Source organism: Arthrobacter sp. 10N410 (assembly GCF_056394945.1).
In genome coordinates this window covers 71,586-88,325 of record NZ_JBFTIP010000007.1, presented here as the reverse complement: position 1 = coordinate 88,325, position 16,740 = coordinate 71,586, and the positions used below count along the sequence as shown (strand labels likewise).

Below are 16,740 nucleotides of genomic sequence, written 5' to 3'. Positions count from 1 at the left end.
AGGCTTATGACCGCACGCTCCGGATCCAAACTGGCCGTCGTCGGCGCCGGCAGCGTCGGCACGTCGCTGGCCTACGCCGCCCTGATCCGCGGCTCGGCCAGCCACGTCGCGCTCTTTGACGTCAACGCGGCCAAGGCCGAGGCCGAGGTCCTGGACCTGGCGCACGGCACCCAGTTCACGGCGGCGGCGGCAACCGTCAACGGCGGCGGGGACATCAGCGTCACCGAAGGCGCCGACGTCGTCGTCATCACCGCGGGGGCCAAACAGGCGCCCGGCCAGACCCGCCTGGACCTGGCCGGCACCAACGTCCGCATCCTCGAGCAGCTCATGCCGCAACTGCTCGAACACGCCCCGGACGCGGTCTACGTGCTTGTCACCAACCCCTGTGATGTGCTGACCGTGGCCGCGCAAAAGATCACCGGGCTGCCGACCGCCCGGGTTTTCTCCTCCGGCACCGTATTGGACACCTCGCGGCTGCGCTGGCTGCTGGCGCACCGCGCGGGCGTGTCCGTGACCAGCGTGCACGCCAGCATGGTCGGCGAACACGGCGACACCGAATTCCCGGTCTGGTCCGGTGCGACCATCGGCCCGGTGCCGATCTTGGACTGGAAGGTCGACGGCGAGCGCATCTTCACCCCCGGGTACCTCACCGAAACCGCCCGCGAAGTCACGCAGGCCGCCTACAAAGTCATCGCCGGCAAGGGCGCCACGAATTACGCGATCGGCCTCTCCGGTGCCCGGATCGTGGAGGCGCTGCTGCGCTCGGAAAACGCGGTGCTCCCGGTCTCCACGGTGCTGGGCGGGCAGTACGGGATCGACGGAATCGCCCTCTCACTGCCCAGCATCGTGGGCAACGGCGGCGTGCGCGCGGTCCTGGAGACACCCATGGACGAGGGCGAACTCGCTTCCCTCCACCACTCGGCCGAGACCCTGCGGCAGAGCCTCGCTTCCCTGGGGATCTGACCCCGGCTAAGCGGACTGCGTTATGGACGGCACCACCGTCACCGAGCCGAGGTGCGGCAGCGCCGCCTTGGCGCCCTCTTCCAGGTCCGCGGCCACCGAGGAAAGATCGGCCAGCCGGGCGTCCGGACTGAGGGGGACCGTGATCTCGGCGTGCAGCCGGTGGCCGGACCAGCGCAGCCGGGAGGTCCCGCCCAGTGGCGAGTGCTCCCGGACGACGCCAGCGAGCGCATCGCTCAGTTGGGGGTCGACGCCGTCCATGAGTCGCCGCCCGACGTCGCGCACGGTGCCCCAGAGCAGCACCATGATCGCCACCGAGATCAGCAGCCCCACGATCGGATCCGCCAACGGGAAGCCGAGCCAGACGCCGATGACACCGGCCACCACGGCGAGGGACGTGAAGCCGTCAGTCCGGGCGTGCACGCCGTCGGCGATCAGCGCCGCGGACCCGATCCGCCGGCCGACCCGGATCCGGTAGATCGCCACCAGCTCATTGCCCGCGAAGCCGACGAGGCCTGCAGCGAGGACCCAGCCGAGGTTCTGCACGGGCTGCGGTTCGAAGAAGCGGCGAATGGATTCGACGGCGGCCACGACCGCGGAGAGGGCGATCATGGCGACGATGAAGAGTCCGGCCAGGTCCTCGGCGCGGCCGAAGCCGTACGGGTAGGTACGCGTCGGTTTGCGCCGGCCGAGCAGGAACGCAATCCACAATGGCACCGCGGTAAGCGCATCGGAGAAATTGTGCACGGTGTCCGCCAGCAGCGCCACCGATCCGCTGATCAGCACAATCGCCAGCTGGAACAGCGAGGTGGCGCCCAGGCCCAGCAGCGAGACTTTAACTGCGCGGATGCCCTGGGCGCTGGACTCGAGTGCCTCGTCGATGGAGTCCGCGGCGTCATGGGAATGCGGGACGAAGAGCTCGTGCAGCCAACCCTTCAGCCCCGGGGCGTGGGTGTGGCCGTGCTCGTGCTCGTGCTCGTGGCCGTGCTCGTGCTCGTGGCCGTGCTCGTGCTCGTGGCCGTGCTCGTGCTCGTGGTCGTGCTCGTGCGGGTGGTCGTGATCATGCGGATGATCGTGGCCGTCGTGTTCCCCGTGGCGGTTGTGGCCCACTGCGTTCCCCGGCCCGCTCATGCGCCGTGTCCCGGGGCAGTGCCTAGCGCGTGCTCGGCCTGGTGGATCGCATCCATCACCAGCTGGCGGGCGTGATCATTCTGCAACCGGTAAAAGACCTTGGTGCCTTCCTGCCTGGTGGCGACCATACCGCCCAGCCGCATCTTGGCCAGGTGCTGCGAGACGGCAGAGGCCGGTTTCCCGACCTGCTCCGCCAAGGCGTTAACCGGCAGCTCACCGTTCCCCAGAGCGAGGATCAGCCGGACCCGCGTGGCGTCGGCCAGCATGGAAAATACTTCGACGGCCAGCTCCACGTGGGGGCTTTCGACATCAACCCGCATATCTGCATTCATACGCAGATACTTTCACACCCGCCGCGTCGGTCCAACTGTTAACCGGGCTGGCCGCGGGTGGCTGGAACACAATCAGCGGAGCCATCGTTGATCACCGGTAGCCTGAACTGCGGGACATCAGCCTGAAAGGAGGTGCGACGTGACCGAAGCATCGAAGCATGATCCGGCCGCCTGCCTCCTCCGCTTCGCCCTGCTGGCCGGCATCCTCGCCGTGCTTGCCGGGCTTCTCGGCATGCACGTCCTCGCTGGCACCCAGGGAGCGCACGCCTCGGCTGAGCACGTCCAGACCGCCCCAGCGTCCGGCCATTCTGCATCCTTCCACGCAGCTGCCGGCCATACTGCACCCGCGCACACCGGCCAGGCGATCCATCACGAAACTCCGACGCCGCCGTCGTGCGTCTGCGGTGGAGGCTGCGGCGAACAGCACGCGGCACACACGTCGTGCACCCCGGCCCCCTCGGGCGCGTCCCTGAGCGCGCCCCTGCCCGGGACAACACTGCTCACGTTCCGGCCACGGAGCGCGGCGGAAGTGGACCAGCTCGCCGCCAACTCCTACCTCCCCTCCACGCCAACGCCGAACGAGCTGTCCATTAGCCGGACGTAAAGGGGATCCGTGCCGCGCTTCGCCGGCACCCACGCCTCCACACGGTGCGCACCCCTTAGGCTCGCATCGTCCGCCGCCGGCGCACGCCGGATTCCCAAAGGACAGAATTTTGATGAACAAAGCACTGACAATCTCCGCCACCGCCCTCGCCGCGATCATCGCCCTGGCCGGCTGCTCCGCCAGCACCGGCTCCGGCAGCAGCATGCCCGGCATGGACCACGGCAGCGCGGGATCGAGTTCCGCGCCCGCAGCCGCGGACCACAACGGCACGGACACCATGTTCGCCCAGGGGATGATCCCGCACCACGCCCAGGCTGTCGAAATGAGCGAGATGATGCTCAAGGAGCAGGGCATCGACCCCAAGGTGACCGCCCTGGCCGGCCGCATCAAGGCTGCCCAGGGGCCGGAGATCGAACGGATGACCGGCTGGCTCCGGAGCTGGAACGAATCCACCCAAATGCCGGGAGGCCACGTCATGTCCGGCATGGTGAGCGATGACGGAATCCGCCAGCTCGACGCCGCCACGGGCACCGAGGCCGCGAAGCTGTTCCTCACCCAAATGATCGCCCACCACGAGGGCGCCGTCGAGATGGCCAACGCGGAGGTCCGAAGCGGCAAGAACCCGGACGCGATCAAACTGGCCAGGGACATCGCCGCCTCCCAGACGGACGAAATCAAGGAAATGAAGGGACTGCTGGCCGGCCTCTAGGCTCAGCTGCCGGGTCCGAGCGGACACTTGTAGCCCTGACCGGGCCCTCGGAGTGTGCCCAAGTGTCCGCTCGGCCGGCTCCCGGGCGTGGGAGCCGGTTGACACCCCAGTGTGACCTCTGCCATATTTGAGAGGTGAACCTGTCAGACAGCCGGACAGCCGGACAACCACTCGCCCGCCTCAGCGCGGCCGAGGCCGTCTTTAACGTCCTGCGCTCCGAGATCGAATCCGGCAAGCTCGGCATCGGCGCCAAACTGAGTTCCGAAGCCACGCTCGCCCAGCAGTACGGCGTGAGCCGCTCCGTGGTCCGCGAGGCCCTGCGTTCCTGCAACGCCTTGGGGCTTACCGTCACGAGGACCGGGCGGGGCACCTTCGTCGTCGCCGACCATGTGGCCAAAGACCTGGTCCTGGGCCAGTATTCCGCCCTGGACCTCACCGAGGCCCGCCCCCACATCGAAGTTCCGGCCGCCGGGCTCGCCGCGGAACGCCGTTCGCCGGAGGAACTGGACACCATGCGGGACATCGTCGCGGCCATGACCGCCGAGGACGACCCCGAAGTGTGGGTTGGCCTGGATTCGAATTTCCATGCCCTGATCGCGAAGGCCAGCCGGAACAAGGTCTTCGAGAACGTCGTCGCGGACATCCGCGAGGCCCTGGCACATCAGTCGGAGACCCTGAATATGGTGGCGGACCGCCAGCACGCCTCGGATGAAGAGCACCGGCGCATCCTGGCCGCCATCGAGGGCGGCGACGCAGCAACAGCGCGAATCGCCATGAGCCAGCACCTGCACGCCGTTGGTCTTGCCCTCGCCTCGATCCTGCATCCCCACGCCGGCGTGTGATCCGGCCCAGCGGGCAGACCCAGCAACAGCACCTTGAACAGCAACGAACACCTCCACTGCTAAGGACGCAATGATTTCCCCTGCCGTCGCGCACATTCCAACTCCAGCGGCCCCCGCGAGGCTCCCGCAGCACGTCCCCCTTGCGGTCCAGACCCGCGACGGCATGGCCGAGAGCGTCCACTACGGCTCGGCCATCGCCACCGCGGCGGACGGCCGCACCCTCCTGGCCGCCGGCGAGCCGCTCGCCCCGTTCTACCCGCGCTCCGCCCTTAAGCCCCTGCAGGCGGTCGCCATGGTTCGCGCCGGCCTCGACCTCCCGGAGGAACTCCTCGCCCTGGCCGCCGCCAGCCACTCCGGAGCCACCGTCCACCGCGACGGCGCGCTGCGCATCCTGGACCTGTACGGCCTCAACCCCGCTGACCTTGAGAACAGCACCGACCTCCCCTACGGCGTCCGCGAACGCGAGGAATGGCTCGGCGGCGGCGGCCAGGCCACCCGGCTGGCGCAGAACTGCTCCGGAAAGCACGCCGCGATGGTTGCCACCTGCCTCGTCAACGGCTGGCCCGTCCGGGGATACCTGGACCCGGCGCACCCGTTGCAGCAACTCGTGGCCCGGACCGTGGCGGAGTTGACCGGCGAGCAGCCTGAGCGCGCCTCCACCGACGGCTGCGGCACCCCGCTGTTCGCCCTGACCCTGCGCGGCATGGCCCGCGCCTTCGGCCAGCTGGCCTCGGCAAAGGGATCCGACAGCGCGGAGGCTGCCGTGGCCCACGCCATGCGCCGCCACCCCGGGATGGTGGCGGGCGAGGACCGAGATGTCACCGCACTGATGCGCCTGGTCCCCGGCCTCCTCGCGAAGGACGGCTTTGAGGGCGTCCAGCTCGTGGGCCTTCCGGACGGCCGCGCCGTCGCCGTCAAAATCTCCGACGGCGGGGACCGCGCCCGGATGCCTGTCACCGTGCGCCTGCTGGAGGCGCTCGACGTCGACACCTCGCCTCTGACGGGGCTCACCACGTCAGCTGTGCTGGGCGGCGGCCGGCCCGTCGGACTGCTGCAGGCCACCGATTTCCTCGCCGCCCACGTAACTTTCAACGACCCCCACGCCCTATAAGGACCGCCATGACCCCGCTCGACGAACCCGCCGACTTCCGCTCCGAACATGACCTCCTGGGCGACCGGGATGTTCCCGCTGACGCCTACTGGGGTGTCCACACCCTTCGGGCCGTAGAGAACTTCCCCATCACCGGCCAGCCGCTGTCCTCCAACATGTACCTGGTCCGAGGGCTGGCCGCCGTGAAGCTGGCTGCCGCCCGCACCAACCACGAGCTCGGGCTGCTCGACGCCGAGCGCGCCCGTGCCATCGAGGACGCCTGCACCGATGTCATGAGCGGCAAACTCAGCGAGCAGTTCGTGGTGGACGTCATCCAGGGCGGTGCCGGAACGTCGTCGAACATGAATGCCAACGAGGTAATCGCCAACCGGGCCCTGGAAATCCTTGGACACCCGAAGGGCGACTACGCACGGCTGCACCCCAACGACCACGTCAACCTCAGCCAGTCCACGAACGACGTCTACCCCACCGCGGTCAAACTCGGCACGATCTTCGCCGCCCGGGAACTGCTGGCAGCCCTCACCGAGCTGGAAGATGCCTTCGCCGCCAAGGCCGTCGAATTCCGCACGGTGGTGAAGATGGGCCGCACCCAGTTGCAGGACGCCGTCCCCATGACGCTGGGGCAGGAGTTCGGCACCTACGCCGTCACGATCGGCGAGGACCGGCTCCGGCTGGCCGAAGCCGACCTGCTGATCCACGAGATCAACCTCGGCGCCACGGCGATCGGCACCGGTCTGAACGCCCCGGCGGGCTATGCAGAGGCCGCCTGTCGGCACCTTGCCGAGATCACCGGCCTGCCATTGGTCACGGCGGCGGACCTGATCGAGGCCACCCAGGACGTCGGCGCCTTCGTGCACCTCTCCGGGGTGCTGAAGCGGGTGGCCGTGAAACTGTCCAAGATCTGCAACGACCTCCGGCTGCTCTCCTCCGGCCCGCGCGCCGGCTTCGGCGAAATCAACCTTCCGGCCGTGCAGTCCGGCTCCTCCATCATGCCCGGCAAGATCAACCCGGTCATCCCGGAGGTGGTCAGCCAGGTGGCCTACGAGGTCATCGGCAACGATGTCACCATCACCATGGCCGCAGAAGCCGGCCAGCTCCAGCTCAACGCCTTCGAACCGATCATCGTCCACAGCCTCCACAAGAGCATCTCGCACCTGGAAGCCGCCTGCCGCACCCTCACGGCCCGCTGCGTCCGGGGTATCACCGCCAATACCGAACGGCTCCGCCTGACGGTGGAACAGTCAATCGGCCTCGTCACCGCCCTCAACCCGCAGCTGGGCTACGCGACCGCCACGGCGATCGCGCAGGAAGCCCTCGCCACCGGCAAGGGAGTCGCGGAACTCGTACTCGAACACGGGCTGCTCACCGCCGAGCAGCTCACCGAACTGCTCAGCCCGCAGCGACTGGCCAACCTGAGCAAGTAGCGCCCCCTCGAACCCCGAAGGACCCCCATGACCTATCCAGAGACTGCCCGCGCCCAAAAACCGCCGGCCCAAGAACAGCCAACCCCACAGCAGGGCATCTCCGACCACACCATTCCGGCGCATGCCCACGCCTCCGAGGCCGCACTCCATGCCGAAGACCAGGGCTACCACAAAGGCCTGAAACCACGGCAGGTCCAGATGATCGCGATCGGCGGCGCCATCGGCACCGGCCTGTTCATGGGCGCCGGCGGCCGACTCGCCACCGCCGGACCGGCCCTGATCATCAGCTACGCCCTCTGCGGGTTCTTCGCGTTCATGATCCTGCGCGCACTCGGCGAACTCGTGATGCACCGGCCGTCATCAGGCTCCTTCGTCTCCTACGCCCGCGAATTCTTCGGCGAGAAGGCCGCGTTCGTCACCGGCTGGCTGTACTGGCTGAACTGGGCCATGACCGCGATCGTGGACATCACCGCCGTCGCGCTGTACATGAACTTCTTCAAGAAGTACTGGGCGCCGATCGCAGATGTACCGCAATGGACCTGGGCCCTTGCCGCCCTGATCCTGGTGCTGGGCCTGAACCTCATCAGCGTGAAGGTGTTCGGCGAGCTCGAATTCTGGTTCGCGCTCATCAAGGTCGTGGCGCTCGTGTCCTTTTTGATAGTCGGCATCTACTTCGTCATCTTCGGCACCCCCGTCGCCGGCCAGGAGGTCGGCTTCACCCTGATCGCGGACAACGGCGGCCTGTTCCCCAACGGCCTGCTGCCGGCAATCGTGGTGATGCAGGGCGTTGTGTTCGCCTACGCATCGATCGAGCTGATCGGCACGGCGGCGGGCGAGACGGAAAACCCGGAAAAGATCATGCCGCGCGCCATCAACACCGTGATCGTACGCATCGCCGTGTTCTACGTCGGCTCACTCGTGCTGCTCTCGCTGCTGCTCCCCTACAGCTCCTACAAGGCCGGTGAAAGCCCGTTCGTGACGTTCTTCGGTTCCATTGGTGTGGACGGCGTGGACGCCATCATGAACCTGGTGGTCCTGACCGCGGCCCTCTCCTCGCTCAACGCCGGCCTGTACTCCACCGGCCGGATTATGCGGTCCATGTCCGTTTCAGGGTCCGCGCCGAAGTTCGCCGCCCGGATGAACAAGGCAGGCGTGCCCTACGGCGGAATCGCCCTCACTGCCGGCGTGGCCGTGCTGGGCGTCATCCTGAACGCCGTGGTCCCGGCCGAGGCCTTCGAGATCGTCCTGAACGTTGCGTCGCTGGGTATCATCAGCACCTGGGCCATGATCGTCCTGTGCCAGATGCAGCTTGCCCGGCTGGCAGCCCGCGGGGAACTGCTCCGGCCCGCGTTCCGGATGCCCGGCGCACCCGTCACAGGCTGGATTACGCTCGCGTTCCTGCTCGCGGTGCTGGTCCTGATGGCGTTCGACTCGCCGGTGGGGACCTGGACCATAGCGTCCCTTGTGGTCATCGTCCCGCTTCTGATGCTCGGGTGGCGCCTCTGCCGGCACCGCATCCTGGAGATCGCCGCGGTCCGCGACGGCTTCACCGGGCCGTACCCGCTGGTGGCCAACCGGCCTTCCGGGAACTCCGGGAACTCCGGGAACGAATAGAACCGGGCCGCCGCCGCCCAACTAGCTCGCACTTGTTGTCGTTTTCAGGGCTCAAAACGACAACAACTGCGAGCTAGTTGGGTGGACGGGCGGCGTAACGGAGAGTACCGGAGCGCTCCCGCCGGGTGCCTGTCGCCTAAGCTCGGAACAACAGTTCCACTTGGCTCAGCGACGAACCACCCGGGAGACACCTCATGACCAACTGGCGGATCAGGGATTTCCATTCGGCCGACCTGGACGGGATCCTGCACCTCTGGGAATCCCTCAAGGCCACGAATGTCGAGCCGGTCTACGCACTCTCCGAGGTCTTGGCCTCGTGCGAGAAGGACCACGCCGTCGTCGCGGTGCAGGGCGAGCAGGTGGTGGGTGCCGCCGTCGGCCGCGCCGCGCACGACCAGGGCTGGATCGTCTTCCTGGCCACCCTGCCCGAGTTCCGCGGCCGCGGAATCGGCACCTCGCTGCTGGCCTCCGTGGAAAACCGGATGGCCCCGCACGGGCTGAACAAGCTCTCCGCCCTCATGCCGGAGTCCGAAACCCGCGTCGAGGCCTTCCTGAGCCGCGGCTTCGTGCTGAAGAAGAACCTGCGCTATTTTGAACGCAAGATCCCGGTGCAGCGCCAGGAACTCGAGCCGCTGAGCCAGCTGGGCGGGCGGATCCTGGCCCGCGACCTCTGGGAAAACGTCGCCGGCATGCGCAACGAGAAGGAACTCCTGGAGCGCCGACTCGTCCTGCCGCTGGCCGAAGCCGACCTGGCCGACGAGTATGGCGTGGTCCCGCCGCGCGCGGTCGTGCTGTTCGGCCCTCCGGGCACCGGCAAGACGACCTTCGCCAAGGCGATTGCGTCCCGGCTGGAGTGGCCCTTTGTGGAGGTTTTCCCCTCCCGGCTCGCCGCCGACCCGTTGGGCTTGGCCGGGGCCCTGCGCGAGACCTTCCTGGAGATTGCCGAGCTGGAGCATGCCGTCGTGTTCATCGACGAGGTGGAGGAGATCGCCTCGCAGCGCTCCGGCGAGCCGCCGTCGCCGCTGCAGGGCGTCACCAACGAGCTGCTGAAGATCATTCCGGCCTTCCGCGAACAGCCCGGCCGGCTGCTGGTCTGCGCCACCAACTTCATCCGCGCCCTGGATTCCGCGTTCCTGCGCCACGGCCGCTTCGACTACGTCATCCCGATCGGCCTGCCGGACCGCCTGGCCCGCGAGGCCATGTGGCAGCGCTTCATCCCCGCCACCGTCGTGGACGATGTGGACGTGGAGCTGCTGGTGGATCGCACTGAGGGCTTCTCTCCCGCCGACATCGAATACGCCGCCCGGAGCGCCTCCCAGCGTGCGCTTGAGAAAGCCGTGTACGACGACGGCGGCGCGTCCGTCCGCGAGGCGGTCCGGAAGGGCCCGGCGACGCAGGACTACCTCGACGCGATCGCGGACACCCGGACCACCGTCAGCGCGGAAGTGCAGCAGGAGTTCCTCGAGGACATCGACCTGCTGGGCCGGGTCTAGCCCTCCGGGTTGCCGTCGTAGGAGAGGTTCTCGTAGTCGGTGTCGTCGGCCTCGTCGAGCATGTCATCGAGCTCCTCGAGCAACCACGGGTTGATCCGGGCCAGGATCTTGCGGGTTTCCTCCACCGGAACCGCGGCGTACAGCACCGGCCGGGCCTCGTCGTAGCGGGTGACCGGCGGCTTGTCCGGCCACTTCTCCGCCAGCGCCTTGACCCGTTCGGGCAGGGAGTTGTGCGCATTGTCGGCGATCTTGACCAGGGTGGCATCGTGGTCCTCGGCGATATAGCGGATGCCGGCCTGGTAGTCGTCCGGGTTCTCGTGCAGCCGCTTCGTGACCCGCTCGATGATGTCCACGGCCCGTTCGGGGACCCCCATCTCCAGCAGCGCCTGCCGCGTCATCGGAGTGTCCTCGGCGATGTCGTGCAGGTATCCGGCGATCCGGATGTCGTCATCGAAGTCGGCCAGCGCATCGCCGACGGCGATCACATGCTCGCGGTAGGGCCGCTTGAGCTTGTCCTTCTGCCGGTTGTGGGCCACCTCGGCGAGGACCCTGGCCGTCTCGACGGTAAACCCGGTCTTCGGCGCGGCCGCTTCCATGAACTCTGGTTCTGACATGCTTCCAGCCTACGCGTCGGGGCCGCCCATCCCCGGCCACACCCACGGCTCCCGCGGCAGGCCCGCGGGATCGAACACGGCCAGCGCCTGCCGCAGGGATCCCGCAGGCAAACCCAGGGATTCCAGCAGCGCGTCCCGCACCTCATCGACGGCGACCCCCACGGCAGCAAGATCCGCGAGCGTCACCGCACCGTCACGCTTGGCCAGCCGGGCGCCGTCGGCGTTCAACACCAGCGGCACGTGGGCATATTCCGGAACGGGAATATTCAAGAGGGAGGCCAGGTAGGCCTGCCGCGGAGTGGATGGCAACAGATCATCGCCGCGGACCACCTGGTCGACCCCCTGCGCGGCATCATCCACCACCACGGCCAGGTTGTAGGCGGTGACCCCGTCATTGCGGCGGAGCACGAAGTCATCCACCACGCCGGTGAAGCTGCCGTGCAGCACGTCCCGAACAGTCGCCTCGGCGACGGCCGCGCGGAGCCGGACCGCCGCAGGCCGGACCGCCCGTTTGCTCGCACGCTCGGCCTCGCCCAGGTTCCGGCAGGTGCCCGGGTACGCGCCCTGCGGGGCGTGCGGGGCGGACGGCGCCTCCTGGATTTCGCGGCGGGTACAGAAGCATTCGTAGGTCAGCCCGGCCGCGGTCAGCCGGTCGATCGCGGCGGCGTAGAGGTGCTCCCGGTCCGTCTGACGGACGACGCCGCCGTCCCAGTCCACGCCGATCGCCGCCAGATCACGGAGTTGCCCGGCCTCGGCACCCGCGCGGGCGCGGTCCAGGTCCTCGACCCGCATCAGGAAGCGTCGGCCGGTAGACCGGGCAAAGAGCCACGCGAGGATGGCCGTACGGAGGTTGCCCACGTGCAGCTCGCCGGAGGGGCTGGGGGCGAAGCGTCCGGCTGATGTCATGGGACAAGCCTATGCGGCGCAACACAAGAGCCCCTCAGCCACCGATGACTTCGGACATCCGACGTCGGGGGCTCAGGGGCTCTTGCCGTTAAGGGTGTGCGGAAAGACGATGCGTGAACAAGAGTCAATCAGCGGCGGGCTCCTTGCGGGATGCCTCATCCAGGGTCCGGGAGGTGTGCCGGGGGATCTGTAGCCTTCGGGTGCCGGCGGTGGCCCGCATCCCTTGTTGCCACTATTTGAGCAGTAGCCATACAGTTGGTGCAACAGGCACCGCGCTCGTTGGTCAGATTGACCATTGAGAGCTTCGACTATTGGCAGGAAGTGGTCAGATTGCAGCAGCTCGACTCGACGGATCGCCGGATCCTCCTGGCCCTGGATGCTGACCCGCGGGTCCCCATCATGGTGCTGGCCCAGAAACTGGGCCTGGCCCGCGGAACTGTCCAGTCCCGGCTCGAGCGGATGACGGCGTCGGGCGCGCTCCGCCCGAACAGCAGCCGGGTACTGCCCTCCGCACTGGGTCGCGGAGTGGCAGCGGCGGTGAGCGCCGAACTGGACCAGAGCCACCTGGATGAGGCGATCGCCGCGTTACGGAACATCCCGGAGGTGCTCGAATGCCATGCGCCCGCAGGCGACACCGACCTGCTGATCCGGGTGGTCGCCACGAGCCCCGACGATCTCTACCGGGTTTCCGAGGAAATCCGGCTGTGTCCGGGGATTGTGCGGACGTCCACCAGCATGTTCCTGCGCGAGGTCATCCCCTACCGGACCACAGGGCTGCTGGAAGGCTAACCGCCCGGATCACACGGGCGGGCCGGTATTCGCTTTCAGGTTCTTCATGACCAGCGTCGAGGTTAGACGCTCGACGCCGGGCAGCGAGGTCAGCTCGGCGTCGTAAAAGCGCTGGTACGCCGGGAGGTCCTCTGCAATGACCTTGAGCAGATAGTCCGGCTCGCCGAAGAGCCGCTGGGCCTCGACGATGTTGGGGTTCTCCGCCACGCGGTTCTCGAAGATCTCCATGGTGGCGCGGTCCACCTGACGCAGCGTGACAAACACAATCGCTTCGAAGCCCAGCCCGACGGCGGCCGGATCGATGTCGGCGCGGTAACCGCGGATGACGCCGGACGTCTCCAGCTCGCGAAGCCTCCGGTGGCACGGCGCCACGGTGAGCCCGACCTTCGCCGCGAGCGCCGTGGCAGTCATCCGGCCGTCTTCACGGAGGTTGCGCAAAATACTTCTGTCAATATGGTCAATCACGCAATAACCTTACCGTCGGCACGGCTTTACGGGCGAAATCAGTAAGCACTTTTGGCCCGAAAATTCCTAGGCTTACTCCTAGAGCCCACCGTCAGGAGTCCGTCGTGAACCCCCAGCTGTTCCTCGCCTTCATCGGCGTCGCCGTGGCCCTCGCCTGCACCCCGGGCGTCGACTGGGCCTACTCCATCGCCGCCGGGCTCAAGGACCGCAGTTTCGTGCCCGCAGTGGCCGGCCTCTGCGGCGGCTACGTCGTACACACCGCACTCCTGGCCGCCGGGCTGGCCGCCGTGATCACGGGCATGCCCGGGCTCCTGGGCTGGCTTACGGTGGCGGGCGCGGGCTACCTGCTCTGGCTCGGCGTCAGCACGGTACGCTCCTGGCGGGGCGCCAGCTTCGGCGGCCAAGCCGCCACCGCGCCGGCCCAGGCCAACCAGTTCCGGGTCTTCCTGCAGGGCATGGGCACCAGCGGCATCAACCCTAAGGGGCTGCTCTTCTTCGTTGCCCTGGTCCCGCAGTTCGTCAGCACCGACGCCGCCTTGTCCGTGCCGCTGCAGTCCGGCCTGCTGGGGCTCACTTTTGTCCTGTTGGTGGCCGTGGTCTACAGCTGCGTGGCGCTCTTGGCCCGGAAGCTCCTGCACACCCGGCCCGGCGCTGCCCGCCGGGTGACGCTGGCCAGCGGAATCATCATGGTGGCGCTGGGCCTGGTGCTGCTGGGCGAACAGCTGGTGCCGCTGGCTGCGCAGACCATCTGGCAGTAGCCTTCCGGCAACCGCCAGGACGGCATCATTCCCCGTTCAACTGCTTCCATTCCTGTTCCCAAAGCCTGCGTTCCTCCACGTCCTTGCGGATGACCTCGAAAGTTTCCAGCTGGGCGGGCCGGCCGCGCAGCCAGTCGCGGGGATTCAGTGATTTGCGGCCGTTGTCCAGGAGCAGCAAGGCGCGGTCGGTCAGGGCATCATTTCGGAGTGCCAGGTGGGTCTTCCGCCGCCGGAGAACTTCCTTCACCGCCGCTTGGGAGGCCGCCGCGGCACCAAGGCGGCGCAGTGACCGGGCGCGGATCAGCAGCAGCGCGGCCGAGAGGTCGTCGGCATTCAGCAGCCCCTCCGTCCAGACCATCACTTCCTTGTCCCGGCCCATCGAGAACGCCACCGAGCACCGGGCCAGGGCCGCGGGCAGCGACGGCGGAAGCGAGGCCACGGTTTGCAGCGCTGCCTCCAGGTGGCCTGTCTCCCGCAGGGAGTGCGAAAGTGCGAGGAACACCGCTTCCTCGCTGAAGAGAACCGGAACCTCGATGCGCTCGGCTACTTCGACCCGGGTGACCACACGGGTCAGATAGCCGGACGCGAACCGGTTGGCGTCGTCGTCGTTCCCGGTGGTGAGTCCGCGCTGGAGGAGCTCCGAGGCCCGCAGGTAGCCGCCCTGCTTGTGCGCCAGGAGACCAGCCAGCACGTAGCAAAGCCCGGCCCAGCCCGGGTAGGCGCGGCCCAAGGCGATCAGCCGGTTGGGGTCGGTGTTGTGGAAGGTCGCCTCGTACACCGCCTTCGCCGCTTTTCCGGGCATCCGCTTGAGCCGGGGGGTGGCGCCGTCCACGCTGAGCAGCGCCCCGTTCCGGCCGCCCAGGGCGGTATGCAGGATGCCGCCGACGCCGTCTGCGATGTCCCGCACCGGCGTGCGGACCTGCGGGACGCCGAACGGGGTGAGGTCACGGGTGTCGCGATAGATGGGTCCTGGGGACTGTCCGGCGCTCATTCTTCCATGCTAGTAGTGCACCCTTGGCAGCCGGTGGAAGGGCTAACTGGCGGCAGCCACCCAGACGCCGATCACCCAGGTGCTCGCGGCAAGGCAAGCCAGACCGAACTCCACCAGCATGCCCACACCGGTGGCCTTCAAGGCCGCCCAGCTGGTGGTCATGGCGGACCGGAAATCCCGGGTGCGGTGGGATTCGCTGAGTAGCAGGCCGGCGGCGAACCCCACGAAGAGTCCTACCACCGGGATGAGGAACATGCCCGCCACCCCAAAGACCAGGCCTGTCACCACGCTGCGGCTGGGAATGCGGTGTTCCTTGAGTTTGCGGCCGGTCAGCACGGCGCTGGCCGCCATTCCCGCCAGCACCAAGGCCAGGCCAACGCCAAAGACCACCCAGCCGGTGGTTCCGGCACCGCCCCACAGGGCCCAGGCCAGCAGGCTGAGGCCGATCAGGATGCTGCCGGGGAGCACAGGGATGACGATGCCCGCCACGCCCACCAGAATGGCGAGCCCGCAGAGGACGGTCACGATGATCTCGGGGTTCATGCCCCCAGTTTAGGGTTGGCCACGGCGGCGGCTGGTTATTCCGCCTCCACCGCCGCGGCTACGGCCGCCGACACGGCCGGGGCCACACGCGGGTCCAGCGGGCTCGGCACGATGTAGTCGGCAGAGAGATCGTCCTCGGCCAGGTCCGCGATGGCGCGGGCCGCGGCGAGTTTCATCGCCGGAGTGATGCGGCGGGCACCGGCGTCGAGGGCGCCGCGGAAGATGCCTGGGAACGCAAGCACATTGTTGATCTGGTTGGGGAAGTCGCTGCGGCCCGTGGCGACGACGGCCGCATACTTGGACGCGACCTCCGGCAGCACTTCGGGATCCGGGTTGGAAAGGGCAAAAACGATCGAACTGTGGTTCATCAGCTTCAAGTGCTCCTCGTCCAGCCGGGAGGAGGAGACGCCGATGAACACGTCCGCGCCGAGGAGCGCCTCGCCGGGGCCGCCGGAGACGCCGCGGGGGTTGCTGCGGACGGCCAGCTGGGCCTTCTTGCTGGCCGGGTCCGCGGCGATGTCCGCGCGGTCCCGGTTGATCACGCCGCGGGAGTCCAGCAGCACGACGTCGTCGATGCCGGCGGTCAGCAGGATTTCGGCGACGGCAATCCCGGCCGCGCCGGCACCGGAAACCACCACGCGGAGTCCCTTGAGCTCGCGGGCCGTCACCTTCGCGGCACCGGTCAGCGCGGCGAGGACGACGACGGCGGTGCCGTGCTGGTCATCGTGCATGACAGGGCAGTCGAGGGCTTCGATCAGCTTTTCCTCGAGTTCGAAGCAGCGCGGCGCCGAAACGTCCTCAAGATTAACCGCGCCGAAGCTGGGACGCAGCCGGACCAGAGTCTCGACGATCTCGTCGACGTCGGTCGTGTTGAGGACAAGCGGGATGGAGTCGAGGTCGCCGAACGCCTTGAAGAGGGCGGACTTGCCTTCCATGACGGGCAGCGAGGCGCTGGCGCCGATGTTGCCAAGTCCGAGCACTGCGGTGCCGTCGCTGACCACGACCACGAGGCGCTGGGCCCAGGTGAGGGTCTTGGCCAGTTCCGGGTTGGCTGCGATGGCGCGGCTAACTTGGGCGACGCCGGGCGTGTAGGCGATGGACAGATCGCGCTTGCTGGCGAGCGGGACGGTGCTGGAAATCGAGAGCTTGCCGCCCTGGTGGGAGGCGAAGATCTCCTCGTCGCTAAGCGCCGCTACCGGCGCTTCTGCGGCCCCTTCGGGGGCAGTGGGTTCGGCGGGAATGGTCGTTTCAATGGACACGTCGTTGTCTCCTGGGGCTCACCGTGGGCATACGGCACTTGGCTGCTGGGGCACAGGGTGCCCGAGATGGTCTGGCGGAACTCCGGCGGCGGCCCCGGGGTGGCGGGCCTGCGGGTGAAGCTCCGGAAGTGCTGGCGCTCGCGCCGCTCCGGTTCTGCCATGGTAAGCAACGCGGTCGCCGGCCGGAGATTCGGC

General features: G+C 68.0%; 18 protein-coding genes. 10 read left to right on the top strand and 8 right to left on the bottom strand.

Annotated elements, in window-relative coordinates; genetic code table 11:
- Window positions 1-6 precede the first annotated feature (6 nt).
- Window positions 7-963, top strand: coding sequence for an L-lactate dehydrogenase (locus tag AC1DB8_RS14505; RefSeq protein WP_476893416.1), 957 nt, complete (start codon window positions 7-9; stop codon window positions 961-963).
- A 6-nt stretch (window positions 964-969) separates the two neighbouring features.
- On the opposite strand, the gene AC1DB8_RS14500 is transcribed toward AC1DB8_RS14505, so the two are convergent.
- Window positions 970-2,091 (bottom strand): cation diffusion facilitator family transporter, encoded by a 1,122-nt coding sequence (locus AC1DB8_RS14500; protein ID WP_476893415.1) that lies wholly within the window; start codon window positions 2,089-2,091, stop codon window positions 970-972.
- A complete protein-coding gene (locus tag AC1DB8_RS14495) occupies window positions 2,088-2,423 on the bottom strand; it encodes an ArsR/SmtB family transcription factor (RefSeq protein WP_476893414.1) in 336 nt (111 codons plus the stop codon). Before AC1DB8_RS14495 ends, AC1DB8_RS14500 begins: the two co-directional genes overlap by 4 nt.
- Before the next feature lie 139 nt (window positions 2,424-2,562).
- Between AC1DB8_RS14495 and AC1DB8_RS14490 the strand changes: the two genes are divergently transcribed.
- The 7 genes from AC1DB8_RS14490 (at window position 2,563) to AC1DB8_RS14460 (ending at window position 10,220) form a co-directional block, all read left to right on the top strand.
- Window positions 2,563-3,027, top strand: a complete 465-nt coding sequence (locus AC1DB8_RS14490) for a hypothetical protein (RefSeq protein WP_476893413.1) — start codon at window positions 2,563-2,565, stop codon at window positions 3,025-3,027.
- 112 nt (window positions 3,028-3,139) lie between these two features.
- The gene (locus AC1DB8_RS14485) at window positions 3,140-3,736 is read left to right on the top strand and encodes a DUF305 domain-containing protein (protein WP_441419261.1); all 597 of its coding nucleotides are present in this window, start codon (window positions 3,140-3,142) and stop codon (window positions 3,734-3,736) included.
- A gap of 134 nt (window positions 3,737-3,870) precedes the next feature.
- Window positions 3,871-4,578 (top strand): FadR/GntR family transcriptional regulator, encoded by a 708-nt coding sequence (locus AC1DB8_RS14480; RefSeq protein ID WP_476893412.1) that lies wholly within the window; start codon window positions 3,871-3,873, stop codon window positions 4,576-4,578.
- Window positions 4,579-4,648: 70 nt separating this feature from the next.
- Entirely contained in the window at window positions 4,649-5,689 is a 1,041-nt protein-coding gene (locus AC1DB8_RS14475; RefSeq protein ID WP_476893411.1) for an asparaginase, read from the top strand.
- Window positions 5,690-5,697: 8 nt separating this feature from the next.
- A complete protein-coding gene (locus AC1DB8_RS14470) occupies window positions 5,698-7,113 on the top strand; it encodes an aspartate ammonia-lyase (protein ID WP_476893410.1) in 1,416 nt (471 codons plus the stop codon).
- Window positions 7,114-7,140: 27 nt separating this feature from the next.
- Complete coding sequence (locus AC1DB8_RS14465) at window positions 7,141-8,727, top strand: amino acid permease (protein WP_441419257.1); 1,587 nt, start codon at window positions 7,141-7,143, stop codon at window positions 8,725-8,727.
- Window positions 8,728-8,921: 194 nt separating this feature from the next.
- A complete protein-coding gene (locus tag AC1DB8_RS14460) occupies window positions 8,922-10,220 on the top strand; it encodes an ATP-binding protein (protein WP_441419256.1) in 1,299 nt (432 codons plus the stop codon).
- Here AC1DB8_RS14460 and AC1DB8_RS14455 read toward each other — a convergent pair.
- Window positions 10,217-10,834 carry an HD domain-containing protein gene (locus tag AC1DB8_RS14455; protein WP_441419255.1) on the bottom strand — a complete coding sequence of 206 codons (618 nt, stop codon included), beginning with the start codon at window positions 10,832-10,834 and terminating at the stop codon, window positions 10,217-10,219. The two genes, AC1DB8_RS14460 and AC1DB8_RS14455, sit on opposite strands and share 4 nt — an antisense overlap.
- A gap of 9 nt (window positions 10,835-10,843) precedes the next feature.
- Entirely contained in the window at window positions 10,844-11,740 is an 897-nt protein-coding gene (gene gluQRS, locus AC1DB8_RS14450; RefSeq protein ID WP_476893409.1) for a tRNA glutamyl-Q(34) synthetase GluQRS, read from the bottom strand.
- Window positions 11,741-12,070: 330 nt separating this feature from the next.
- On the opposite strand from gluQRS, the gene AC1DB8_RS14445 reads away from it, so the two are divergent.
- On the top strand, window positions 12,071-12,529 hold the full coding sequence (locus AC1DB8_RS14445; protein ID WP_476893436.1) for an Lrp/AsnC family transcriptional regulator: 459 nt from the start codon (window positions 12,071-12,073) through the stop codon (window positions 12,527-12,529).
- Between the two features lie 9 nt (window positions 12,530-12,538).
- Here AC1DB8_RS14445 and AC1DB8_RS14440 read toward each other — a convergent pair whose 3' ends face one another.
- On the bottom strand, window positions 12,539-12,994 hold the full coding sequence (locus AC1DB8_RS14440; protein WP_175323527.1) for an Lrp/AsnC family transcriptional regulator: 456 nt from the start codon (window positions 12,992-12,994) through the stop codon (window positions 12,539-12,541).
- Window positions 12,995-13,098: 104 nt separating this feature from the next.
- On the opposite strand from AC1DB8_RS14440, the gene AC1DB8_RS14435 reads away from it, so the two are divergent.
- Window positions 13,099-13,752, top strand: a complete 654-nt coding sequence (locus AC1DB8_RS14435) for a LysE family translocator (RefSeq protein ID WP_441419253.1) — start codon at window positions 13,099-13,101, stop codon at window positions 13,750-13,752.
- Between the two features lie 25 nt (window positions 13,753-13,777).
- Here AC1DB8_RS14435 and AC1DB8_RS14430 read toward each other — a convergent pair whose 3' ends face one another.
- From AC1DB8_RS14430 to AC1DB8_RS14420, 3 genes are read right to left on the bottom strand one after another with little or no spacing between them, the layout of a single operon-like run.
- Entirely contained in the window at window positions 13,778-14,743 is a 966-nt protein-coding gene (locus AC1DB8_RS14430) for a hypothetical protein (RefSeq protein ID WP_441419252.1), read from the bottom strand.
- A 42-nt stretch (window positions 14,744-14,785) separates the two neighbouring features.
- Window positions 14,786-15,286, bottom strand: coding sequence for a DUF456 domain-containing protein (locus AC1DB8_RS14425; protein WP_441419251.1), 501 nt, complete (start codon window positions 15,284-15,286; stop codon window positions 14,786-14,788).
- A 35-nt stretch (window positions 15,287-15,321) separates the two neighbouring features.
- Entirely contained in the window at window positions 15,322-16,527 is a 1,206-nt protein-coding gene (locus tag AC1DB8_RS14420; RefSeq protein ID WP_441419305.1) for an NAD(P)-dependent malic enzyme, read from the bottom strand.
- Window positions 16,528-16,740 lie beyond the last annotated feature (213 nt).

What these genes read in the sequence shown, in the direction of transcription:
- AC1DB8_RS14475 (WP_476893411.1), top strand. Translation starts at nt 4,649, where the DNA reads ATGATTTCCCCTGCCGTCGCGCACATTCCAACTCCAGCGGCCCCCGCG.
- AC1DB8_RS14495 (WP_476893414.1), bottom strand. Translation starts at nt 2,423, where the DNA reads ATGAATGCAGATATGCGGGTTGATGTCGAAAGCCCCCACGTGGAGCTG.
- AC1DB8_RS14500 (WP_476893415.1), bottom strand. Translation starts at nt 2,091, where the DNA reads ATGAGCGGGCCGGGGAACGCAGTGGGCCACAACCGCCACGGGGAACAC.
- AC1DB8_RS14505 (WP_476893416.1), top strand. Translation starts at nt 7, where the DNA reads ATGACCGCACGCTCCGGATCCAAACTGGCCGTCGTCGGCGCCGGCAGC.
- AC1DB8_RS14465 (WP_441419257.1), top strand. Translation starts at nt 7,141, where the DNA reads ATGACCTATCCAGAGACTGCCCGCGCCCAAAAACCGCCGGCCCAAGAA.
- AC1DB8_RS14460 (WP_441419256.1), top strand. Translation starts at nt 8,922, where the DNA reads ATGACCAACTGGCGGATCAGGGATTTCCATTCGGCCGACCTGGACGGG.
- AC1DB8_RS14470 (WP_476893410.1), top strand. Translation starts at nt 5,698, where the DNA reads ATGACCCCGCTCGACGAACCCGCCGACTTCCGCTCCGAACATGACCTC.
- gluQRS (WP_476893409.1), bottom strand. Translation starts at nt 11,740, where the DNA reads ATGACATCAGCCGGACGCTTCGCCCCCAGCCCCTCCGGCGAGCTGCAC.
- AC1DB8_RS14455 (WP_441419255.1), bottom strand. Translation starts at nt 10,834, where the DNA reads ATGTCAGAACCAGAGTTCATGGAAGCGGCCGCGCCGAAGACCGGGTTT.
- AC1DB8_RS14485 (WP_441419261.1), top strand. Translation starts at nt 3,140, where the DNA reads ATGAACAAAGCACTGACAATCTCCGCCACCGCCCTCGCCGCGATCATC.
- AC1DB8_RS14430 (WP_441419252.1), bottom strand. Translation starts at nt 14,743, where the DNA reads ATGAGCGCCGGACAGTCCCCAGGACCCATCTATCGCGACACCCGTGAC.
- AC1DB8_RS14425 (WP_441419251.1), bottom strand. Translation starts at nt 15,286, where the DNA reads ATGAACCCCGAGATCATCGTGACCGTCCTCTGCGGGCTCGCCATTCTG.